Here is a 22,551-nt window from a genome sequence, read left to right on the forward strand (position 1 = left end):
GGCCGCCAACGCCGCCAGGGCCGCCAACGCCGCCAACGCCGCCGGGGCCGGCGGTCGCGGTTGGGCCGCCAACGCCGCCAACGCCGCCAACGCCACCGGGGCCGGCGGTCGCGGTTGGTCCGCCACGGCCGGTGGGGCCGGCCGTGGGCGAGTCAGACTGCTCGGTCGTCCAGCTCTGGTGCGAGTCCCACGAGTCGTCGCCCGCAAATGCAGATGCAGGGGTAAATCCAACAAAGAACGCGGTGGCTGCTGAAATAGCCAGCATCACCACACCCCGGCCCATTCTGTGCGTCATGACCTTCCTCTTCTCTCGTGCGGTAGCGGTACGGTTACCGCGGGCAACACAGTAGCCATTTGATGTCTGGGGGAAGGGCATGGGACGCGATATTGCCGGGAGGAAGCCGAAAGTCATCTTGTCGGCACGGTGGCTGGTTCTGCTCGGACTTCTCCTGATCGGGGTGAGTGGCCAGAGGATCGTTTCGTCCGAATTCTGGAAGGCCGCCGGAATCTCTGCGGAGACTGTCCCGACAGGAGTCGGTGTCACGGATAAGCCATCCGCGGGTACGCAGGTGACAGTGCCCGAGCCGGCGCGTACGTCCGACAATCGGCCGACCTTCCTGCGTATTCCTGTATTGGCTACCGCGGCGGCCGTCGGGTCGGTCGGCCTCGAGCCGGACGGAACGCTCCAGGTGCCGACGGCATGGGGTGACATCGGTTGGTACGAGTATGGTCCGCGTCCTGGTGAGGTTGGTGCGGCTGTACTTGTCGGACACTACGACTCGACGACCGGTCCGGCTGTCTTCTACCAGCTTGATAAGATCAAGAAATCCGATATGATCGACGTAAGTCTGGCCGACGGTACGGTTGCGCACTTTGCGGTGGACCGCATTCAGGAGGTCTCGAAAGCCGCGTTTCCGGTGGCGGAGGTCTACGGCAAGGTCGACCGGCCGGAACTGCGGCTGATTACCTGTGGGGGCGATTTCGACAGAAAAACCCACCACTATCTGGACAATATGATCGTCTACGCGCACGTTGTTTGACGAGGTGTCGCCGGCCGGGGTGCGTGGTGCCTGGGCGGAGGACAGCTGCGGCAGCGTGCCGGATAGCGGACATGATCTGGACGCCCCGCTGGGCGCGAGGCCGCCTTGGGGGAGTTACTCTTGTCCCGGTGTTGTGGGAGTTACCCCCGTTTCAGGGGCGTCGGTCTGTTACAGCCCTTATCGGAGGGGCCATGAAGATCATGGTATCTCGGAGCGACTCGACGGCCAAGCGCCGGCGGCGTCCCACCGCGGTTGTCGTGCCCATCCGGCTGGGAGCTTTGCTTGCCACCATGGTGGTCCTGGCCGGATGCTCGAATGGGAGCACCTCACCCTCGGCGGCCGGGCGGTCGTCATCCGGAGCACCTGTCGGGCAGGCCACCACCATTGAGCCGCAGGTGCGCCAGTCCACCAGGCCCACAACGCCCGGTGCGGACGTGGGCGCGCAGGCTTTCCCGTATCAGCCGTTGTGGCCTTTCGCCAGCGCCGCGCAGGCACAAGCATGGCAGGCGGCCGACCGATCGGGTGGACAGCAGCCGTGGCACCTCGACCCGGCGGGTACCGCGCTCTCCTTCACGCGTTATTTTCTCGGCTTCGCCGGCGTCGACCGGGTTCTGGCGAGCGCCATCACCGGCGACGACGCTCGTGTTCAGGTCGGATACGCCACCGACAGCGGCCGTACGGGCGTTGCAGCTGTCATCCACCTCGTCCGGTTCGGATCCGGTACCGATGCTCCCTGGGAGGTCGTCGGTACCGATGACTCGACCATCTCGCTCACCCAGCCTGCCTACGGGTCGACGGTGACGGTGCCGCTGACGGTCGGCGGTCGGATCAGCGGTGTGGACGAGAGCATCCACGTCTGGGTCAGGTCGACGTCTGGAACCGACGTCGGCCAGATCGTCGGGGAGTTCTGCTGCCAGCCCGCCGGCGGGGACAACTCGGTGTGGACGACCACGGTGAGCACCGCAGCGCCGCCCGGTCAGAGCCTCGTCGTGGTCGCCTCCACCGGTGGCCACCTGTATGACGTCGAACGCTTCACCGTGACCGGCGTCCGCCTGGCAGGCTAGATTTCCTCGGGCTCTCCGAGCGCGCAAGAAAAACGACGATCGCGCGCCCGTCGGCCTACCAGGTTCCCTTTCCAGCCGTCAGCCTTTCCGGGGCCGGTCAGGCCAGGATCACGTTGACAGCCAGCTCGCCCGCACCCCCGGCGAAGGTCAGGTCCGTGATGCTGCCGGCGCTGCGCAGATCGGCTGCCGCCGCCTCCACCAAGGCCAGCAGGTTTGCCTCCCCGCTGACCTGCGCCGAGGCCACCTCGGCCTTCATTGAGACCTTGGCAGCCGATTTCGACCGCCGGATCGCGGTCAGTGCGGTACTGACCGCCTCGAGCTGGCGCGGATCGCCGCTGTCTGCGAACTTTCGCAGCTCACCAGCTTCCGGCCATCGGGCGCGATGCACCGAACCAGGCTTCCACCACGACCAGACTTCTTCGGTGACGAAGGGGAGGAACGGCGCGAACAGTGCGAGAAGCGTGGACAGTGCGATGGCAAGCGTAGCTCGGGCGGACGCTGACCCCTGCGCGCCGAACGACCCGTATGCACGTCCTTTGACGAGCTCGACGTAGTCATCGCAGAATCGCCAGAAGAACGATTCGGTCAGTTCCAGAGCTCGGGTGTAGTCGTATCCGTCCAATGCTGTGGACACTGCGTCGACCACATCCGCGAGTACCGCCAGCAGTGCCCGGTCGAGTGATTCGCTGACCGTACCCGGATCCTCGACTACGCCGAGCCCCAAGGTGAACCGACTCGCGTTGAGTAGTTTGATGGCGAGTCTGCGACCGATTTTCATCTGTCCGACGTCGAACGCGGTATCGGTACCCGGTCGACCGGATGCCGCCCAGTATCGCACGGCGTCCGAACCGTGCTGTTCGAGGAGGTGCATCGGTGTGACGACATTACCCTTGGACTTCGACATCTTCTTGCGGTCCGGGTCGAGAATCCAGCCGGAGATGGCCGCGTGCGTCCAGGGCAACGTGTTGAATTCGGCGTGGCTGCGCAACACCGTGGAAAACAGCCAGGTCCGGATGATTTCGTGCGCCTGCGGACGCAGATCCATCGGGAAGACCCGCGCAAAAAGGTCGTCGTCGCTGCCCCAACCGGCGGCGATCTGCGGGGTGAGTGATGATGTGGCCCAGGTGTCCATCACATCCGGATCGGCAGCGAACCCGCCGGGGATTCCGCGCTGATCCTCGGTGAATCCCGGTGGTGTGTCACTGGACGGGTCCACCGGGAGCGTGGCCTCGTCGGGGACAATCGGCTGGTCGTGACATGGCATTCCATCGGAGTCCAGCGGGTACCAGACCGGGAACGGTACTCCGAAGAAACGCTGTCGGCTGATCAGCCAATCCCCGGTAAGACCGTCGACCCAGTTCTCGTAGCGAACTCGCATGTGCTCGGGATGCCAGTGTAGTTCGGCGCCGCGGGCCTGCAGCGCCGCCCGCAGGGTCTCGTCCCGTCCACCATTGCGGATGTACCACTGGCGGGTTGTCACGATTTCCAGGGGCCGGTCGCCCTTTTCGTAGAACTTCACCGGGTGGTTGATCGGCCGCGGCTCGCTCAGCAGCGCTCCGCTGCCGCGCAGCAGCGCGACGATCTGCTCCCGGGCGCTGTGGACGGTGCGTCCGGCCAGTTCGGCGTAATGCGCCCGACCGGCTTCCGACATGATCGCGTCGGGTGGGTCAGCCAGCAGTCTGCCGTCCCGGCCGATCACCGCACGCGCGGGCAAACGCAATTCCCGCCACCAGATGACATCGGTCAGGTCGCCAAAGGTACAGATCATCGCGATGCCGGACCCTTTTTCGGGGTCGGCGAGTCGATGTGCGAGCACCGGAACCTCGACGTCGAACAGGGGAGTCCGCACGGACGAGCCGAACAGCGGCTGATACCGCTCGTCGTCCGGATGTGCAACCAGGGCGACACAGGCGGCCAGGAGCTCTGGTCGGGTGGTCTCGATGGCCACCTTTCTGTTGCCGGCCGCGGTCCCGTCGCTGTCTGCGCAGGCGAACGCAAGTGTGTGGTATGCGCCTGGGCGGTCGCGGTCCTCCAGCTCAGCCTGGGCGACCGCCGTCCGGAAGGTCACATCCCACAGGGTCGGCGCTTGCGCGAGATATGCCTCGCCACGGGCAAGGTTGCGCAGGAAGGCCCGTTGGGCGACGGCCCGGGAACGGGAGTCGATCGTCGCGTAGGTCATCGACCAGTCCACCGAAAGGCCGAGCCGCCGCCATAGCGCCTCATAGACCTTTTCGTCTTCGATCGTCAGCCGCTCGCACAGCTCCACGAAGTTGCGGCGGCTGACCGGGACCTGCTCCTTGTCAGGCTTGTCCGGCGGGGCTAGGTCCGGGTCGTAGGGCAGCGACGGGTCGCAGCGGATGCCGAAGTGGTTCTGTACCCGACGCTCGGTCGGCAGGCCGTTGTCGTCGAACCCCATCGGGTAGAAGACCTCGCGACCGAGCATCCGTTGGTAGCGAGCGATGATGTCGGTGTGGGTATAGGAGAAGACATGGCCTACGTGCAGCGACCCTGAGACCGTCGGCGGCGGAGTGTCGATCGCGTAGACCCGCGTCCGGTCAGCGGTCCGGTCGAAACGGTAGGTCGCCTGTTCGTGCCACGCGGCCGACCATCGTTCCTCGAGCCCGTCGAGGGTCGGCCGGTCGGGAACGGACCGCTCCCGGTGATCCGGATCCTGTTGGTTCCTGCCTTCTTCTGTCACCACAAGTAACGATCCTACGGGCCAGCCACGGCGGGGCTTGCAGGGCCCGCGACCATCGGTCCGTCTCTCCCATGCCGGCTCAAACCTTTCCCGCTGCTACCAGCCATCCCGGGCGATACCCGCGTCTTGGCAGGATGGGCCTGTGCCTGACACCACGCGGTATGCCGTCGATCCGATATCTCCGACCGGGACCTCCGCGTCGATGCCAGCTGGCAGTGCGCCCGACAGCAGTGCGCCCGACAGCAGTGCGCCCGACAGCGGTGCGCCCGAGCGCCCGCGGCCCCAGGAGCTGCTGGAGCTTGCGCTCTCAGTCGCCCAGGAGGCCGGCGACCTCCTGCTGCGGGGACGAGCCGGAGCGGTGGCAGCCGAGTCGACCAAGTCGTCTCCCACAGACGTCGTGACCGCGCTCGACCGGGCGTCGGAGGAGCTGGTCGGACGCAGACTGCGCGAGGCACGGCCCGCGGACGGCCTGCTCGGTGAGGAGGGAGCCGACGACCCCGGTACCAGCGGCGTGCGCTGGATCGTCGACCCGCTGGACGGCACGGTGAACTACCTCTACAACCTGCCGAACTGGGCGGTGTCGATCGCGGCCGAGATCAACGGGACGGTGCTGGCGGGGGTCGTGCACGCCCCGGCCATGGGCGTCACCTACACCGCGGCGCTCGGTGAAGGGTCGGCCCGAAACGGGGTGACGCTGAGCGGTTCGACCGTGGGCGACCTGGCCCACGCGCTGGTGGCGACCGGGTTCGGCTACACGGTCGAGCGGCGAACCGGCCAGGTGGCGGTGCTGACCCGCGTCCTGCCGCGGGTACGCGACATCCGGCGGATGGGCGCGGCCGCGCTGGACCTCGGCGCGGCCGCGGCCGGACTCGTGGACGCCTATTACGAGCGTGGCCTGCATCCATGGGACCATGCTGCCGGGGCGCTGGTCGCCACCGAGGCCGGTCTGCGCGTCGGCGGTCTGCACGGTCGGCCGGTGTCGAACGATCTCACCATCGCCGCGCCCCCACAGTTGTTCGACCAGTTGCACGATCTGCTCGCCGCGGACCCGCCCGCCGACCGCGACTGATCGCATCGCCTTTGGCCCTAGGGCCTGTCTGGTGGATATTGGTCGATGCGGCGGAGTTCTTCGCGGTATCGCTTGCCGTTCGCGGCATACTGGGCCGCCCCGGACGCGAAGGCGTTTTCCGCCACCGCGTCCGGACGGATCTTCGCGGGCACGCCGATCGCCAGTGCCCGCGGTGGTACCGCCACGTTGTTACCGACCAGCGCCTGCGCGCCGACCAGCGCGCCGGCGCCGACCACGGCCCGGTGCAGGACGACCGCCCCCGAGCCGACCAGCGACCCGTTCTCGACGGTGCAGCCTTCCAGGTGCGCGATGTGCCCGATGACACAGTCGTCACCGATGACCGTGGGGAACTCGGCGGTCGCGTGTACGACGGTGCCGTCCTGCACCGAGGTCCTGGCACCGATGTGGATCTCGCCGTAGTCGGCGCGCAGCACCGCGCCCGGCCAGATGGTCGACTCGGGGCCGATGGTCACCTTGCCGATCACGGTTGCCGCCGGGTGTACATAGGCGGACGGATCGATTTCGGGCACCCGGTCACCGAGCGCGTAGACAGCCACCGACATCTCCCTTCGGGCACGCCACTGTCGGGCGTATCACTGCGGGCTAACGGGCCAAAGGTAGCGCGATCATGGTTTTTCGCGCCGTCGGAGGCCGAGGCCTCCGGGTCGAGTGGCCCCGCTTCATCCTGCCGCAAGGGCTTGGCCGGTGCCCGCGTCACCGCAGCGGTGCGCAGGTCATCCCGGTCACCGGTGGCGGTTGCGGCCAGCACCGGAGCAGGTTCAGCCCCAGAGCAGGCTTCAGCTGCCGTGGAGCAGGTTCAGCGTCCGTGGAGCATGCGGGTGAGCGCCCGGTACCGCGTCATGGCGGACGGTTTCCGGAAGAAGGAGATCGGATTGACCGGCGCGGTCAGCTGCTGCACGGTCATCGCCTTCGGCCAGGCGAACTCCCGCAGCCCGTCCGCGCCCTGTACCCGTCCGAACCCGGAGTGCCCGACGCCGCCGAACGGCAGTCCGCCGACCGCAGTGAAGATCATGACATTGTTGACCGAGACCATACCCACCCGCAGTCGGTCTGCGATCTCCCGTCCGTGCCGGCGGGAGAACACCGAGGCGCCGAGCCCGAAGACGCCGCTGTTGGCCTTGGCCACGGCCTCGTCGATGTCACGCACCCGGGTCACCACCAGGGTCGGCCCGAACGTCTCCTCGGTCATCGCCAGGGCGTCGTCCGGCACGTCGACGAGCACGATCGGATCGATGAACGGCGGGCGCAGCGACTCAGGCCCACCGACCACCGCCCGCCCACCTCGGTCCAGCGCGTCGTGGAGGTGGCGACGCACGAGCTCGATTTGGCCGTGGAGAACCATCGGGCCGTATCCGGATGGTTCCCCGGCGCCCGCTGTGATCTTTCGTGCCTGGGTGGCCAGCTTGTCGAGGAAGGCATCGTAGACACCCTCGGTCACGAAGATCCGTTCAGTGGCGATGCAGGTCTGGCCGGAGTTGCCGATCCCGAGCCACAGCGCACCGTCCACGGCCGCGTCGAGATCAGCGTCATCCGCAATGATCATCGCGTCCTTACCGCCCAGTTCCAGGACGACCGGGGTGAGCGTCGTCGCGCACTGGGCCATCACCGCCCTGCCGGTGGCCGGGGCGCCGACGAACGAGAGCTTGTCCACGCCGGCCGAGCACAGTGCGGCGCCGGTGGCGGCAAGGCCGGTGACCATGGAGAGCACCGGCCGTCCGCCGACCACGTCGGTGAATGCCTCCACCATGAACCGCCCGACCGCGGGCGTGTGCTCGCTGGGTTTGTACACGACACAGTTGCCGGCGGCGAGTGCCGACACGACGGCGCCGCCCGGGGTGTAGACGGGCCAGTTCCAGGTCCCGATGACGCCTACCACCCCGTAGGGCTGGTAGGTCACGGACGCGGCCTGGTTCGCGGTGATCAGACCGCGTCGCACCCGGTGCGTACCCAGGACCCGCCCGGCGTTGGTGGCGGCCCAGCCGAGAACGTCGAGGTGGGCACCGATCTCCAGGGCAGCCTCATGGATGGTCTTGCCGTTCTCCCGGTGGACGAGGTCGGCGAGCTCGTCGAGGGCGTCGTACAGTGCCTTCTTCCAGGCCAGCAGGCGCGTCCGGCGGCCGTTGACGCCGAGTTCGGACCACCATCTGGTGGCGCTGCGCGCGCGTTCGACCGCGGCGCGTACCTCCTGGGCGCCGTGCACCGGGAACGTCGCGATCGTCGTACCGGTCGCCGGGTTGACCGAGTCGAAGGTCATCGGCGCCACCGCTGTGGCCAGCCCGGGTGTGGCCGGCCCGGGTGTGGCCGGCCCGGGTGTGGCCGGCCCGGGTGTGGCCGGCCCGGGTGTGGCCGGCCCGGGTGTGGCCGGCCCGGGTGTGGCCGGCCCGGGTGTGGCCGGCCCGGACTCAGTCGTCATCGTGCATGCCGGGTGGCAGCGACCCGGTCGTCTTCACCCACCAACGGGCCGCCACCCGTTCCGCGGTGAGGCGTCCGATGCCGATCGCCACCCCGGACGCGACCGCCCAGCTGATCGCGTCGGCCCAGGTTGTATCGGGATGCGCCGGGCTGGTCGGTGGGTCGGCTTTGCGGATCTTTTTGTACGCCACGGTGACGGCCTTGCTCGCAGCGGCTCCGGCTGCCGCTCCGGCCGCGCCTCCCACGATCTTCCAGCCGATCTTCGATACCGGTTGTGGCACTGTCGCACCCCCATCATCTCGGGCTTCCGGGCCGCCGGCGGGCTGACAACCCGACCGTCACCCGGCCGTTCTACCGGCCGGTGGCCGTCACAGGCGTTGCATGGCATCAGCGCGGGACCGGCGCGCTGATCGCCGTCAGTAGCGTGCCGGGATGCCTGCTGGACAGCACCCACACACCGGTGGCGGTGGTGACTCGAACACCGGTGCGTATCCATGGTCTGGTCAGGGCATACACGCCCGGGACGAGTACGGTGCGGACATCGGTGCAGGCGACGGCGTCGCGGATGTCAGCTCGGTCGACCATCTCGCCGGCCGCGCGCATCGCCTCGTCGGTCATGGCCAGTCGAGGACGTCCGAGCTGCCACAGCGCCGCCTCCATCGTGGTGAACATGGCCCCGTAGACCACGGCCCGCGTCCAGGTGGCGTCTGTGTAGACGGTGAAGTAGCTGCCGAAGACTCCCGCGCAGAGGGCGGCCCAGAGGTGCCAGAGCCGAGGTACCGCCAGCCGTTCCTCGTAGCGCATGCGGGTCAGTATCCACCGCGCCCGCGGTTGTTCGCGTTCATCGGCTGTTGATCATTCGCCGCATCCACCCGGCATCCGGCATCCGGCACCCCCCGAACAACTTCCGGCGGTGACCACTTAGTCTTGCGCATGTTCTGTCGGGCACCGCTGATTCTGGCCGCTCACCGGCCTCGGCCCGCATCTGGCCGGCTACCGGCCTCGGCCCGCATCCGCAAGGACCGATCGGAGACTCATGACCGCCACGGACGACCGTACCGCGCAGCCGGCCGACGCTGGACCGCATCCGTTGGGGGTGCTGGTACAACGGCTCGACCCGGACCTCCCACTGCCCGCCTACGCCCATGCCGGTGACGCCGGCGCGGACCTCGTGGCGGCCCGGGATGTCACCCTTGCCCCCGGCGAGCGCACCATGGTCGGGACCGGGATCGCCGTCGCGCTGCCCGAGGGCTATGCGGCTTTCGTACACCCGCGCAGCGGCCTCGCCGCCCGCCACGGCGTGTCCATCGTCAATGCGCCGGGAACGGTCGACGCCGGTTACCGTGGTGAGATCAATGTTCTGCTCGTCAACACCGATCTACGCCAACCGGTCCACCTGCGGCGCGGTGACCGAATCGCGCAGCTTGTCGTCCAACGGGTGGAGCGTGCGGCGTTCCGCGAGGTCGCCGAGCTGCCTGAGACGGTACGGGGTACCGGTGGATTCGGGTCGACCGGCGGCTTCGCCTGACCGTGGGGCCGGCGCGCTCCGGCGATCCGACACCCACCCGCATGCCCACATCCACACCAGGCACCGCTGCGGGCCATCATGTGCGAGGAGCCTATTGTGACAACAGGAAGTGGTCGAAGTGTTCCGGCGCGGTCGTAGGCGTGATGGTCGGGGCGGCTCCGGTCCACGTGAACCCGACGGCCGGGATGAGATCCTCGACGTCGTCGACGAGGGCTCCGGACCTGATCCGGACGGCCCCTATGACGCCGAGAACGCTCCGGACGATCACATCCGGCGGCTCGATCTGGGGTCCCTGCATATCCCCGTGATCGACGGGGTCCAGGTGCAGTTCCAGGTTGATCAGGAATCCGGCCAGGTGCTGACGGTGACTCTCACGGATGGCCAGAGCGCGATGGAGCTGTCGGTCTTCGCCGCGCCGAAAAGTGCGGGTCTGTGGGACGAGGTGCGTGCCGAGATCGCGGAGTCTCTTCGCGCGGGACCGGGCGCGGCGGAGGAGGGCAGCGGGCGCTACGGCAGCGAACTGCGACTGCGGCTGCCGACCGCCGTAACGGGTGAGTTCATGCCCGGCACGATGATGGGGATCGACGGTCCGCGCTGGTTCCTGCGGATCGTGCTCACCGGCAACGGTGCGCTCGATCCCCAGGCCGCGCCGCTGCTGACGCAATCGCTGCACCAGCTCGTCGTGGTCCGTGGTGACCAGGCGATGCCTCTACGTGATCCGCTGCCGCTGAAGCTGCCGAAAGAGGTCACCGATCCGCACGGGTCGCACGACCCCGCGGACCAGCCCGATGTGGACCCGCACGATGTGGACCCGCACGATGTCAGACCCGGCGTCGCCAAGACTGCGACCCACATGCCGGCTCCGGGCGTACGGATCGCAGAAATCGGCTAGCTGGCCGGGCTGGTCAGGGCGCGACGGTGGTGATACGTCCCAGCGGGTCGACGCGTCTCACGCTGTGCGTACCTGAGTCTGCGATGTACACGCTGCCGTCGGCACCTGTTGCCACTCCTTGGGGGCGGCCGAGGGTGGCGTGTGATGCGAGGTCGTTGTCGCCGGACGATCCCGGCCGTCCGGACCCCGCGGCGGTCGCAATGGCACCGTCCGCTGTGACCGCCCAGATACGGTGGTTGTCGGGATCTGCGATATAAAGAGTTCCGGTTGAGTCGGCCGCGATGCCGTGCGGCGGGCCGATGGCGGCCATCAGCGCAGGTGTGCCGTCGCTCACCGGGCCGCCGTAGACGACACCGGCGATCGTGACGATCTGGCCATCCTGAGTGACCCGGCGGACCCGCTTGTTGCCGGTGTCGGCTATGTACGCTTCGCCCCGATTGTTGAGGGCTACCGCGTACGGCCGGTTCAGACGTGCCAGCGTCGCGGGTCCGCCGTCGCCGGAGAACCCCGGTGTGCCGATGCCCGCCAGGACCAGGACAGCGCCGTCTGGGGTTAGCCGCAGTATCTGGTGGCTGTCCGTGCAGGCCACGTAGAGCGCACCGGTGGCGTCGAGCGTCACCCCATGGGGGCGTTTGAGGCTCAGATGAGCCGCCGCGGTGCCGGCCGGCGGGATGGCGGGGCCGGATTCCCCGCCGCCGCCGGCGACAACCTCGATCATCCCCTGCGGATCGATGCGACGGATGCGGTTGTTGAAGCTGTCGGCGATGTAGAGGCACCCGTCGCGGCCGGCCGCAATGCCGTGCGGGCTGTCCAACTCGGCGTCGAGCGCCGGACCGCCGTTGCCGGCGAAGCCCGCTTTGCCGGTACCGGCGACCGCGCTGATCCCTCCGTCGGGGTCGATGCGACTGATCCGGTTCAGGAACGGGCTGGAGACGTAGATCGTGCCATCGTCCTCGACGGCAAGCCCGAAGGGGTAGTCGATCCGTGCGTCGTCCATATCCGACCGGTTGCGTGGTTTGTCGCTGGGTGTTCGTGACCAGAGGTGATCGGCCCACCGTGCGGCGGCACGACGCATCAACGGACGTGGCGTGTTACGGCGGGACGGCGTCCGGCCTGGAGTCGCCGGGGCGGCATTCCCATCGGGTGCCGAAACATCCGATGCCGAATCGGCGATGCGCAGCGGCGGGCCGGACGGATCGCTCGGCGCAGCAGCCCCGGCCAGGGGTGCTGACGGTGAGTCCGTGGCGCGACGACCGGTGTCGATATCGGTCCGGCTGCGGGCGGCGTCGCGAACCTCGTCCTCGAGCCGCAGCGGCAGTGGGCACCTGGCAAGCCAGTCCGGTCCCAGGATGCCCGCGGCCGCGGCGGCGAGGTCCAGGGCGAACGTCGCGGCCGAGGGATGGCGTTGCGTCGGGTCCTTGCGCAGCGACCGGGTGAGCAGGTCTGCGAGCACGGGTGGCGCATGGTGCAGTGGTGGCGGGTTCACCTCGACGTGGTGACGCAGCAGCTCCAGCAGCGGCATGTCCAGCGGGAAGGGCGGCCGCCCGGTCAACAGCTCGTAGAGGACGATTCCGAGGGAGTACACGTCGGACGAAGCACTGAGCCGGCGACCGGTGATCTGCTCGGGGGACATGTACGCGGGGGTGCCCACCTGCGCAGTGGCGATGGCGCTGGAGCTGTCGTCGATCTTTGCGATGCCGAAGTCGGTGACCTTGAGAAGTCCGTCCGCCGTGAAGAGCATGTTGTCCGGTTTGATATCCCGATGCAGGATATGACTGGCGTGGGCGCAATCCAGCGCACCCGCCGCGGCCAGGCCGATCGCGCAGACCGTGTCGATGGTCAGGCCGGCCGACGCCCGGGTGCGCACACTTCCACCGGGAAGCAGTTCCATCACAAGGAGACACAGGTCCTCGGTCTCGACGTAGTCGTAGATCCGCACCAGATGTGGATGGTCCAGGCAGGCCAGTACCCGGGCTTCGGACAGGAATCGGCCGTGCTCGTCGATCCGGCCTCCCCGGGAGGCTACTATCTTGATCGCAACAGGTCGATCCAGGCGGCGATGCCGGCCGGCCAGCACGATGCCGGACCCACCGTGACCGAGGACCTCCGCGATGTGATAGCCGGGCAGAATTGCCTCGACCCGGTCCCGTTCAATGATCACGTATGACGTCCGGTGCGGCCCGGGCGGGATCGTCCGTCCGGATGATTTTGATCATGATTGGCATGGCGGTTTGTACGGCAGGTCGCCCACATACTGCGCCCACTCGCTACGGGTGAGTGGATCGCCGACTCGGTCGCAGACCCGCTGGATGACCGTGTCGGGGTCGAGGTCCCAGGTGAAGCCGACGACCTGGAAGGGCGCGCCGTAGAGGGTGGCGCCGTTCGGGCTGAACGCCACCTCGGAGAAGGCGTTGTAGTAACCCCGAAGGTCGGCGAGGAGCGCGGGCCGAGCGGTGTCGTGGATGTCCCAGAGCCGGACCGTGGAATCCGCCGCGCCAGAGGCGAGCGTGCGGTTGTCGGGGCTGAACGCGACGGTGTTCACGCGGCCGCCGTGTCCGGTGAGGGTCGAGCGCAGGCGTGGCGAGCCGGGAGTCGAGACATCCCACAGGGTGATGGTCCGGTCGCTGCCCCCGGTGGCCAACGTTCGTCCGTCCGAGGAGAAGGCGACACCGTACACACCGGAGCCGAACTGCGTCAGACGTCCGATCTCGACCGGTCGGGTGCGGTCACGGACGTCCCAGAGGCGCACGGTGCGGTCCTTGCCCGCGGAGGCGACGGTGGTGCCGTCCGGACTGAACACGGCCGCGGACGCGCCGGAGGGGTGAGCCGCCGACATGGCGGCCAGCGCCTGGGGCTGTCGTGGGTCGGTCACATTCCAGAGCTGGATGCCTCCGCTGTCACCCGCGGCCAGCATCGTCTGGCCGTCCGGGCTGAAGGACAGATCGTTGACCGCGTCGATGTCCGTGGTCACCGTGGCCAGCGACACCGGATTCCGTGGGTCTGCGACATCCCAGAGTTTGATCGTCTTGTCGATGCTACCGGTCGCGAGTACGCGGCCGTCGGGTCGGAACGTCACCGCTCCGGTGGCGCCGGTGTGACCGGTGAGCACGGAGATACTGACAGGATTGTACTGATTGCTGACGTCCCACAGTCGGACGGTGTTGTCGTAGTCACCGGTCGCGATAACGTGACCTTTCGGCGACGCGTCCACACTCCACAGGAACCGTCGATGACCGAAGAGCACTGGTCCGGGGGTGTCCCACAGCTTCACCGAGCCGCCGTCCGCGCCGGTGGCCAGGGAACGGCCGTCCGGGCTGAATGCCACCGCCCAGGCGGCCGCGCCGTGCGCGAAGGACGACACGGTGTCGGAGTAGTCGTGGGCGTTGTGCAGCTCGACCACGTCACCCGTTGCGATGGCCACCATGCGGCTGTCCGGGCTGAACGCGATGGAGACGATGGGCACCACGGAGTCGATCACCTGAACCTGGCTGGGGCTCTTGGGATCCGTGATGCTGAACACCCGCGCCTCAGAGTCATTACTTCCAGTGACAATTGACGTACCGTCGCCGCTGAACGCCACCGCGCGAATCCGGGTGTCGGGGTCGGCGACATTGCCGCCGGTGTCACCGGTCAGGTCGCTGAGGTACCCCGGACTGCCTGGGTCGGTGACATTCCACAGCTTGGCGGTGCCGTCCTCGCTTCCGGTCGCGAGCACCTTTCCGTCGGGGCTGAAGGCGACCGCCCGGATGGCGCCGTGGTGGCCGGTCACGGTCCCCGCGAGGGCCACCGCCGACGGATTGCCGACATCCCACAACCGAACGGTGTCGCCGTACCCACCGGTGGCCAACAGTCGGTTGTCCGGGCTGTAGGCGAGTCCGAACACCGAGCTGGCGGCCGTGGGCAGGGTGGTCCGCACGGCGGGACGGGCCGGGTCGGTGATGTCCCACAGTTTGACGGTACGGTCGTCGCTGCCGGTCGCAACGGTTCGCCCGTCGGGGCTGAACGCCACGGATTTGGCAGCGAGCTGGTGGCCGCGCAACGTGCCGACGGCATCGGGTCGGCGGGGGTTGGTCGCGTCCCAGAGCTTTACCGTCCAGTCGTCACTCGCAGTGGCCACCAGTCGGCCGTCCCGGCTGTAGGCGACGGCCCCGACGGCCCGGGTGTGTCCCGCCAGGTGCCGGGTGGCGAATCCGTAGCCACTGCTGAACGAGGAGAGGACGGCACTGCGTGCTTCCGGTGTCCGGGCCAGTCGGTAGGCAACCACGCCGAGCTGGGCCGCGACGCCCGGGTCGGACGGGCGCAGCGTATCCGCCTGCGTTGCGATGCGCTGGGAAAGCGCCCGGTCACGGGCTGCGGTGGCCGAGGAACGTTGCTGGAGCGCGAACACCGTCGCGCCGGTCGAGAGCAGCACCAGCACCGTCAGGACGGCGACAAGTTGCTTGAGCCGTCGGGTTCGGCGCTGGGTATGTGCGGTTTCGGCCTGCTCGCGGGCGATGCCGGCAGTGACGAAGTCCTGGGCCGGCGGGCTGAGCCCTCCCCGGCGATCGCTGGCCGCAGCCCACTCGCGGGCGCCGGCCAGCCGGGTGCCGGAGAACAGGTAGGACGGGTCCCGGCCGCTGGTGTCCCAGGTTTCGGTGGCGTCGGCGATCTGCTGTCGGGTGAGGGCCCCGGCCCGGTCGATGTCGATCCACTCCCGCAGCCGTGGCCACGACCGCAGCAGGGCCTCGTGGGTGATCTGGACGCCGCCGGCGTCGACCGTCACCAACCGGGCGGCAATCAGCGCGTCCAGGACAGCTGCGGCGGCTGCCGGCTCGCCGGCCTCGGCGAGGAGCACGTCGCGCCGGACCCGCAGGCGGGTGTCGTCCGTGCGGTCACCGATGCGCACCATCCGCAGCATCAGCCTGCGGGCCGCATCCTGGCCGGCCGCGTCAAAGTGGGCATAGGTGTGCTCGGCGGTCGTGGCGATCGCTCCGTGTAGTCCGCCGCTGCGCCGGTAGCCCGCGACAGTGAGAACCTCACCGTCGCGCTCCTGCCAGGTGGCCAGCAGCGCGTGTGCGAGCAGCGGCAACGAACCGGGGTCGGTCACGACCCGCTCATCGCCGGCTCCGAGATCGTGGATGATCAACTCGACGAGGCCGGGCTCGACGGCCAGGCCGACCGCCTCCGCCGGGCACACGATGGCGTCCCGTACCTCGGCCGCACTCATCGGACCCACCACGACCGGGCCGCGCTGCAACGCTTCGATGAGTTCGGGGAAGGCGGCACAGCGGCCGTAGAAGTCGGCACGCAACCCCAGCACGACCACGGCTGGCGGGCTGGTGTTCTCGGTTCCCCGGGCTGCGGCGGACAGCGCGCCAACAAATGCCGTGCGCTCGGCGTCGTCGGCGCAGAGCGTGAACGTCTCCTCGAACTGGTCGATGACGAGTACGACGCGGTCGTCGGCGGTCGCCTCCAGCCCAGCGCGCCGGCCGCTTACCTCTGACAGTAATGTGATGAACGGGTCGCGTTGGGTAACGATGGATTCGAGGGTGCCGCCGATCGGTATGGGAAGGTTACCGATCGTGACCATTTGCTCGGCCAGTTCACGCACTGGATGGTCGGTCGGGGTCAGCACAATCTGTTGCCACCGCCGCGAGCCGGACAGGGCGCCGTTGGTGAGCGCCGGCAGCATCCCGGCCCGCAGCAGGGATGACTTACCTGAGCCGGACGGCCCCACGATCATCAGCGGACCGGCTTCGGTGAGCCGCGCGTCCAGCCGGGTCAGCAGGTCGGCGGTGGCCCGCTCCCGGCCGAAGAACCACTGCATCGAACTGCGGTCGAAGGATGCGAGCCCGGGGTAGGGGCAGGCGACCTCCGACGCCACGTCCGAGCGCCCGTCGACTTCCTGGACGCCCGGCTGGCCCGGCTGGCCCGGCTCATGGGCAATCCTGCCGGCCTCGGCGAGCGGGGTGGGAAGAGCGGTCAGCACACGTGTGTCAGGAGCTTCCACGTCGGGGATCGGCGGGGTGTGTGCCGGATTGTGGGCCAGTACCGTCGTGTCCGCCCAGCGGCCGGCCCGTCGCAGCGGACGGGGACAGCCGCGCGCCACCAGGTTGCGGGCACCCTGGTGGTAGAGACGGTCGACGGTCAGTTCCGGAGGTCCGTCGGGGTCGCCGTTGAGGAGCAGCCGCAACAGTTCCTGCGACAGCGGGGTCCCCTCGGCCTCGGCCCGGTCATAGTCCGGCCTTACGGTCGGAGCATCGTCGCCAGATCCCGTCCAAACAGCCGACAACGTGAGATCGATCTCGCTGACCTGCTCTTCGATGACGCCTCGCTGCGCTTTGGTGAGCACGGGGGCTGCCGCGCAGACGGCATCGTCGGTCTGGCTGCTCCCGTAGCGGGTGGTGATCAGACAGCCGTCGATCATCAGGCCGCGTTCGGTGGCCCGGCCCGCCTGTAGCCGGGTGAGCGCCGAGGTCAGCGGCAGTGCGGTGAGACCCAGCCGGTCGGGTCGCGGGTCTGTCGCCGCGGTGGCAAGGTGGAGATCCCCCGCCTGCCCCTGCACGAGATGTCCCAGATAGTAGACGAGCAGTAGGTCGGTAGCGGTCTCCGCGGCGTCGCTGATGGCCAGACCAAGCTCGGTGGCGGTGACCGGTTCGGTCAGCATCCGCAGGCTGTCCGTGTTCAGTCCGCACCGCTCCACCAGGACACGGCCCAGCTCGGCAGCCGCCGGGCCAGCGGCCGGGAACGAGGGGCTCGGGCCGGACGTGGGTTCCCCCGTGTCGACGATCAGGACGATGGACCCCGGACGACTCAATCCGAGTTCCGCAATACGCGGACGTGCCGGATCGGACAATGCAGATCCCTCCGAGGCCGCGTGCCCGGGTCGTTGCGATCAGCGGGTCAGCGCAGGTGCGCGATTCCGTCGAGCTACCACGGATCGATGATCGAAATTGGTCGCCTTCGGCCTACCCGCCAAGGCCTGCCGTAATCGGAGGCTGGCGGTCGAGCTGGATCCCGGCGCTTTGTATGCCTGCCGGCGACACAGTGAGTCTCCAGCGGGTGCGGTGCGGTGCGGTGCGGTGCGGTGCGGTGCGGGTGCGGGTGCGGGTGCGGTGGGCTCGGTGGTGGGAACGGCGGCGAAAACCCCATAAGGATGGATGCCGGGCCTGCGACCGGGCACACTGTGGCGCGTTGAAGCGTTGCCTGGGTGTTACGTTCCCGAGTTCAATCGGAGGAGCCGTGGGAGACCGAGGCGGTTGGCTTGGGCGGGTCGTCCACCGGCTGAACGCGGACGATCGGGTGCTGGAGGCCGAAGACCTGCAGCGGACCGTCCAGGCGGCCGGGGCCGTCCCGATGTGTGACTGCCACGAGCGCCAGGAGGTGTGCGTCGTCGGCTCGATCCGTTCGGTTACTGTACGTAGCCACGCCGGGGCGCCGAGCCTTGAGGCGGACATCTACGATGGCAGCGGTACCGTCACCCTGGTGTTTCTCGGCCGCAAGCACATACCGGGGATTCAGGCAGGACGTGCAGTCAAGGCATCTGGGATGGTCATGAACCGGGACAGTCGCACCACCATCTTCAATCCGCGATACGAGTTGCTGCCCGTGTCGTCTGCGAGCGCGTGAACCTCCGAACCCGCGACCCGCGGGTCGCTCCGGCTGCCGACCGGCAGTCCCCGACATCCCCGACATCGCTGGCCGACGCCATGGGCGGTCCACGCGGGATGATCGACAGTGCGATCCCCACGGTTGCTTTTGTCGCGGTCAACGCCGAGGCGGGGCTGACCGCGGGCATCGCCTTCGCCGTGGCGACGGCGACCGTTCTGGTCGCGCTGCGGGTCGTCCGCCGCGAGCCGGCGCGCCAGGCGTTCTCCGGGCTGTTCGCGGTGGCCTTCGCCGCGTTCGTCGCGTCCCGGACGCACAGCGCCCAGGGTTTCTTCCTGCCCAGTATCATCAAGAACGCCGTCTTTGCCGGCGTCGGCCTGTTGTCACTGGTGGTGCGCAGACCGCTCGCAGGTTTTGTGATGGCCGCGATGGATGCCCGCTACGTCGACTGGCGTCACCACCGCGACCTGCGTCGGGCCGCCGTCCGGGCGACACTGGTCTGGATCATTGTGTTCGCTCTGCGGTTCGTCATCCAGGGTGCGCTCTATCTGGCCGGCGAGACAGGGTGGCTGGCCGCTGCCAACATCGCCCTGGGGCTTCCGTTGTTCGGCGTGGCGATCCTGGCTACCTTCGCCATCGTGCGGCGACTCGCGCCACGTCAGGCTGGCGCGGACGGGCGTGACGGTGCCGCCGGGATGGCCGCCGGCATGGTCACCGAGGTGGCGGCGAGCCCGCTGGAGTCCCGCCCAGAGCCAGGCTGAGGGCTTCCTCCACATCCCCGCCAGCGCTCACCACGGCGAGCACCTCGTCGCCTTCTTCCAGGGTGGCGTCGGGGGAGGGGAGCACGACCCGCCCGTCCCGCAGGATCGCCACCAGTGCCGCGTCAGCGGGTAGCGCAACCTGCGCGATGGGCGTCCCGATCACCGGGGAGTCCTCGGCCAGGGTCAACTCCACCAGCGACGCGTTGCCCTGCATGAAGCGCATCAGCCGGACGAGGTCGCCGACGCTCACCGCCTCCTCGACCAGGGCGGTCAGCATCCGCGGGGTGGACACGGCCACGTCCACCCCCCACGCTTCGGTGAACAGCCATTCGTTGTTCGGATGGTTGACCCGTGCCACCACCCGCGGCACCCCGAACTCGGTCTTCGCCAGCAGCGAGACGACCAGGTTGACCTTGTCGTCCCCGGTCGCGGCGACCATCACCGCGCACTCTTGGAGGTTGGCGCTCTCCAGGGATGCCAGTTCGCACGCGTCGGCCAGCAGCCAGTTGGCGTGCGGCAGCGCGTCCATCCGTATCTTGCCCGGGTCGCGTTCGATCAACAGCACCTCGGAGCCGTTGTCGATCAGTTCGGCGGCGATGGAACGGCCGACCTTGCCGGCACCGGCAACGGCGATCCGACGTGGCCTCATGTGGGCAGACCTTCCTTCGGACCGGCCTTCAGCACGGCCTCCACCTGCGCCGCCCGTGCTTTGGGAAAAGCCAGGTGCAGCGTGTCGCCGTCCTGGATGAGGGTATGGGCATCGGGGAGCAGACCCTCGCCGAAGCGGGTGACACAGGCGACCCGGGCGCGTGCGGCGCCCTCAAGTGTGGACACGCGTAGTCCCACCCATGATGCGGAGGGTGTCATCTCTGTCAGCAGGATCATGCCGGACGTGTCCGTCCACTCCGGCGTTATGGCATCCGGGACGAGACGGCGCAGAATCTGGTCACGGGTCCAACGTACGGTGGCGACCGTGGGGATACCGAGCCGTTCGTACACTTCAGCCCGGCGGGGGTCGTAGATGCGGGCAACGACACTGGTCACGCCGAACATCTCCCGCGCGATTCTGGCGGCTATGATGTTGGAATTGTCGCCGCTGGAAACCGCGGCGAACGCCGTCGCGTCCCGGATGCCCGCTTCGATCAGGGTGTCCCGGTCGAAACCGACTCCGGTGATCATTCGGCCGCTGAAGTCCGCGGGCAGCCGGGTGAAGGCGTCCGGGTTCTGGTCGATGATCGAAACACTGTGGCCGTACCGGTCGACGCTGCGTGCGAGCGCCGAACCGACTCGCCCGCACCCGAGGATCACCACATGCACGCGGCAGAGCGTAGCCCTCCTGAGTCGGCCCGGTCGATGCGTGGGCGGTGCCCAGCAGCGGAGATATCGGTCATCTCACAGCGGTGCGATGCCGGTCACATCTGTCGGTAGCATCGCCGCGTGAGGCTCACGGACCGCCTCAAGCGCGGCTTCGTCGGTCGCCCCCTCGGGAGCGACAAACTCGGCGAGACGTTGCTGCCCAAGCGGATTGCCCTGCCTGTTTTCGGTAGCGACCCACTCTCCTCGGTGGCGTATGCCACGGAGGAGATCCTGCTTGTCCTGTCGCTCGGTGGTCTGGCCTTCTACCACCTTGCGCCGTGGGTCGCGGCCACGGTCGTCGTGGTGCTGCTGACCGTCGTCGCCTCCTACCGCCAGAACGTGCGCGCCTACCCCACCGGGGGCGGCGCTTACGAGATCGCGATGACGAACCTGGGGCCGCGGGTCGGCCTCACGGCCGCGAGCGCGCTGCTCGTCGACTACGTCCTCACGGTCGCGGTGTCGGTTGCCGCCGGGGTGGCGAACCTCGCGTCGGCCATGACCAGCCTGGCCGGCCACAAGGTGCTCATTTCCGTGGTGCTGATCGTCATTTTGACGATAATCAATCTGCGCGGTGTCCGCGAGTCGGGCACGGCGTTCGCGCTCCCGACGTACGGCTTCATCGTCGGCGTCATGGTGATGGTCGCGGTCGGGTTGCTGCAGACCGCGTTCGGGCACACGCCCCAGGCCGAGAGCGCGAATTACCAGGTGCACGCCGAGTCCGCCTTCGGCGGCCTTGCCACCGTCTTCCTGGCGTTGCGGGCGTTCTCCTCCGGCTGTACCGCACTCACCGGTGTGGAGGCGATCAGCAACGGGGTCCCGGCGTTCCGTCCACCCAAGAGCCGCAACGCAGCCACGACGCTGCTGGCGATGGGACTGATCGCGGTCACGATGTTCAGTGGCGTCACCATCCTGGCGATGATCTCGCATGTCCACGTCGCGGAGAACCCGGCGGATCTCATCGGTGCAACCGGGACCGCAACCGGGACACAGCGTACGGTCATCGCGCAGGTGGCCGCCGCAGTCTTCGGGGACGGGTCGTTCGGCTTCCTCTATGTCGCCGTCGTCACGGCGCTGATCCTCGTGCTGGCCGCGAACACCGCCTTCAACGGCTTTCCGGTCCTCGGGTCGATCCTGGCCAGGGACGGTTATCTGCCGCGCCAGCTGCACACCCGTGGCGATCGCCTGGCCTTCAGCAACGGAATCATCACCCTCGCCGCTCTCGCGATTCTCCTGATCGTCGCGTTCGACGCCGAGGTGACCAGGCTCATCCAGCTGTACATCATCGGCGTGTTCGTGTCGTTCGTGTGCAGCCAGACCGGGATGGTCCGGCACTGGCAGACCCTCCTACGAAGCGATGATCCTGAGGCTGGCGACCCGGTCGCCCGCCGACGTATCCGGCGTTCGCAGGCGATCAACTTTGTCGGCGCCTGCGTGACCTCTGTCGTTCTGGTCGTGGTTCTGGCCACGAAGTTCGCGCGTGGCGCGTGGCTCGTCTGTGTGGCCATGCCGGTGATCTTCGTGGTGATGCGGGCGATCCGCCGGCACTACGACCGGGTGGCCCACGAGCTGGCGGCCGAGCCCGGGCCGCCGACGTTGCCGTCCAGGGTGCATGCGGTGGTGCTCGTCAGCAAGATCCACGAACCGACGCTGCGGGCCCTGGCGTATGCCAAGGCCACCCGGCCCCACTCCCTGGTCGGGCTCACCGTAGCCGTCGATCCGGCCGAATCCGGTCGGCTGCGTCAGGCCTGGGACGAACGGGGGATCGGCATCGATCTGGTCGAACTCGCCTCGCCCTACCGCGAGATCACCCGGCCGGTGTTGGACTACGTCGCCGGCATCCGACGGGAGAGCCCGCGCGACGTGGTCGCGGTGTTCATCCCCGAGTATGTGGTCGGGCGCTGGTGGGAACAGCTCCTGCACAACCAGAGCGCACTGCGGCTCAAGGGGAGGCTGCTCTTCCAGCCGGGCGTGATGGTCACCAGCGTCCCCTGGCAGCTCGCCTCCTCGGAGCAGGCCGGCCGGCGCCAGGACCGGACGGCGCCGGGAGCCGTGCGCCGGGCCACCGGTTCGGCCGCCCCCGCTCAGGCCACCGCCGGCCGGGCCACCGCCGTGCGGGCCACCGC

The 22,551-nt window shown here is 68.5% G+C and carries 17 protein-coding genes; 8 read left to right on the top strand and 9 right to left on the bottom strand.

Features of this window, described 5'->3' with window-relative positions:
- The first annotated feature begins 569 nt into the window (after positions 1 to 569).
- Together U9983_RS17630 and U9983_RS17635 are read left to right on the top strand one after the other, a co-directional pair.
- Positions 570 to 1,040 (top strand): class F sortase, encoded by a 471-nt coding sequence (locus U9983_RS17630; protein WP_322755086.1) that lies wholly within the window; start codon positions 570 to 572, stop codon positions 1,038 to 1,040.
- 200 nt (positions 1,041 to 1,240) lie between these two features.
- Complete coding sequence (locus U9983_RS17635) at positions 1,241 to 2,104, top strand: hypothetical protein (RefSeq protein WP_322755087.1); 864 nt, start codon at positions 1,241 to 1,243, stop codon at positions 2,102 to 2,104.
- 97 nt (positions 2,105 to 2,201) lie between these two features.
- On the opposite strand, the gene valS is transcribed toward U9983_RS17635, so the two are convergent.
- On the bottom strand, positions 2,202 to 4,805 hold the full coding sequence (gene valS, locus U9983_RS17640; protein ID WP_322755088.1) for a valine--tRNA ligase: 2,604 nt from the start codon (positions 4,803 to 4,805) through the stop codon (positions 2,202 to 2,204).
- A gap of 199 nt (positions 4,806 to 5,004) precedes the next feature.
- Here valS and U9983_RS17645 point away from each other — a divergent pair, with 199 nt between their 5' ends.
- Entirely contained in the window at positions 5,005 to 5,871 is an 867-nt protein-coding gene (locus tag U9983_RS17645; protein WP_416211427.1) for an inositol monophosphatase family protein, read from the top strand.
- 17 nt (positions 5,872 to 5,888) lie between these two features.
- Here U9983_RS17645 and U9983_RS17650 read toward each other — a convergent pair whose 3' ends face one another.
- The 4 genes from U9983_RS17650 to U9983_RS17665 all read right to left on the bottom strand — a co-directional run bounded on the left by U9983_RS17650 (position 5,889) and on the right by U9983_RS17665 (position 9,108).
- Complete coding sequence (locus U9983_RS17650; RefSeq protein ID WP_322755090.1) at positions 5,889 to 6,434, bottom strand: gamma carbonic anhydrase family protein; 546 nt, start codon at positions 6,432 to 6,434, stop codon at positions 5,889 to 5,891.
- A 254-nt stretch (positions 6,435 to 6,688) separates the two neighbouring features.
- Positions 6,689 to 8,146: an aldehyde dehydrogenase family protein gene (locus U9983_RS17655; protein ID WP_416211428.1), complete on the bottom strand. Its 1,458-nt coding sequence runs from the start codon at positions 8,144 to 8,146 to the stop codon at positions 6,689 to 6,691.
- A gap of 148 nt (positions 8,147 to 8,294) precedes the next feature.
- Positions 8,295 to 8,585, bottom strand: a complete 291-nt coding sequence (locus U9983_RS17660) for a DUF4235 domain-containing protein (protein WP_322747454.1) — start codon at positions 8,583 to 8,585, stop codon at positions 8,295 to 8,297.
- Positions 8,586 to 8,691: 106 nt separating this feature from the next.
- Positions 8,692 to 9,108, bottom strand: coding sequence for a DUF3093 family protein (locus U9983_RS17665; protein ID WP_322755092.1), 417 nt, complete (start codon positions 9,106 to 9,108; stop codon positions 8,692 to 8,694).
- A gap of 232 nt (positions 9,109 to 9,340) precedes the next feature.
- Between U9983_RS17665 and dut the strand changes: the two genes are divergently transcribed.
- Positions 9,341 to 9,832: a dUTP diphosphatase gene (gene dut, locus U9983_RS17670; protein WP_322755093.1), complete on the top strand. Its 492-nt coding sequence runs from the start codon at positions 9,341 to 9,343 to the stop codon at positions 9,830 to 9,832.
- 109 nt (positions 9,833 to 9,941) lie between these two features.
- Positions 9,942 to 10,724 carry a DUF3710 domain-containing protein gene (locus U9983_RS17675; protein WP_416211426.1) on the top strand — a complete coding sequence of 261 codons (783 nt, stop codon included), beginning with the start codon at positions 9,942 to 9,944 and terminating at the stop codon, positions 10,722 to 10,724.
- Positions 10,725 to 10,737: 13 nt separating this feature from the next.
- Here U9983_RS17675 and U9983_RS17680 read toward each other — a convergent pair whose 3' ends face one another.
- On the bottom strand, positions 10,738 to 12,885 hold the full coding sequence (locus U9983_RS17680) for a protein kinase domain-containing protein (protein WP_322755094.1): 2,148 nt from the start codon (positions 12,883 to 12,885) through the stop codon (positions 10,738 to 10,740).
- Between the two features lie 51 nt (positions 12,886 to 12,936).
- Positions 12,937 to 17,520 (bottom strand): AAA family ATPase, encoded by a 4,584-nt coding sequence (locus U9983_RS17685; RefSeq protein WP_322755095.1) that lies wholly within the window; start codon positions 17,518 to 17,520, stop codon positions 12,937 to 12,939.
- A gap of 425 nt (positions 17,521 to 17,945) precedes the next feature.
- Here U9983_RS17685 and U9983_RS17690 point away from each other — a divergent pair, with 425 nt between their 5' ends.
- The gene (locus U9983_RS17690; RefSeq protein ID WP_322751016.1) at positions 17,946 to 18,332 is read left to right on the top strand and encodes an OB-fold nucleic acid binding domain-containing protein; all 387 of its coding nucleotides are present in this window, start codon (positions 17,946 to 17,948) and stop codon (positions 18,330 to 18,332) included.
- Positions 18,333 to 18,412: 80 nt separating this feature from the next.
- Positions 18,413 to 19,072: a DUF3159 domain-containing protein gene (locus tag U9983_RS17695; RefSeq protein WP_322755099.1), complete on the top strand. Its 660-nt coding sequence runs from the start codon at positions 18,413 to 18,415 to the stop codon at positions 19,070 to 19,072.
- Here the strand turns inward: U9983_RS17695 and U9983_RS17700 are convergent.
- On the bottom strand, positions 19,023 to 19,721 hold the full coding sequence (locus tag U9983_RS17700; protein WP_322751017.1) for a TrkA family potassium uptake protein: 699 nt from the start codon (positions 19,719 to 19,721) through the stop codon (positions 19,023 to 19,025). The two genes, U9983_RS17695 and U9983_RS17700, sit on opposite strands and share 50 nt — an antisense overlap.
- Complete coding sequence (locus U9983_RS17705) at positions 19,718 to 20,389, bottom strand: TrkA family potassium uptake protein (RefSeq protein WP_322755096.1); 672 nt, start codon at positions 20,387 to 20,389, stop codon at positions 19,718 to 19,720. Before U9983_RS17705 ends, U9983_RS17700 begins: the two co-directional genes overlap by 4 nt.
- A gap of 120 nt (positions 20,390 to 20,509) precedes the next feature.
- On the opposite strand from U9983_RS17705, the gene U9983_RS17710 reads away from it, so the two are divergent.
- The coding region (locus U9983_RS17710) for an APC family permease (protein ID WP_322755097.1) at positions 20,510 to 22,551 on the top strand (2,042 nt) is incomplete at its 3' end.

Source organism: Protofrankia sp. Cas3 (assembly GCF_963555955.1).
Classification (GTDB): Bacteria; Actinomycetota; Actinomycetes; order Frankiales; family Frankiaceae; genus Protofrankia.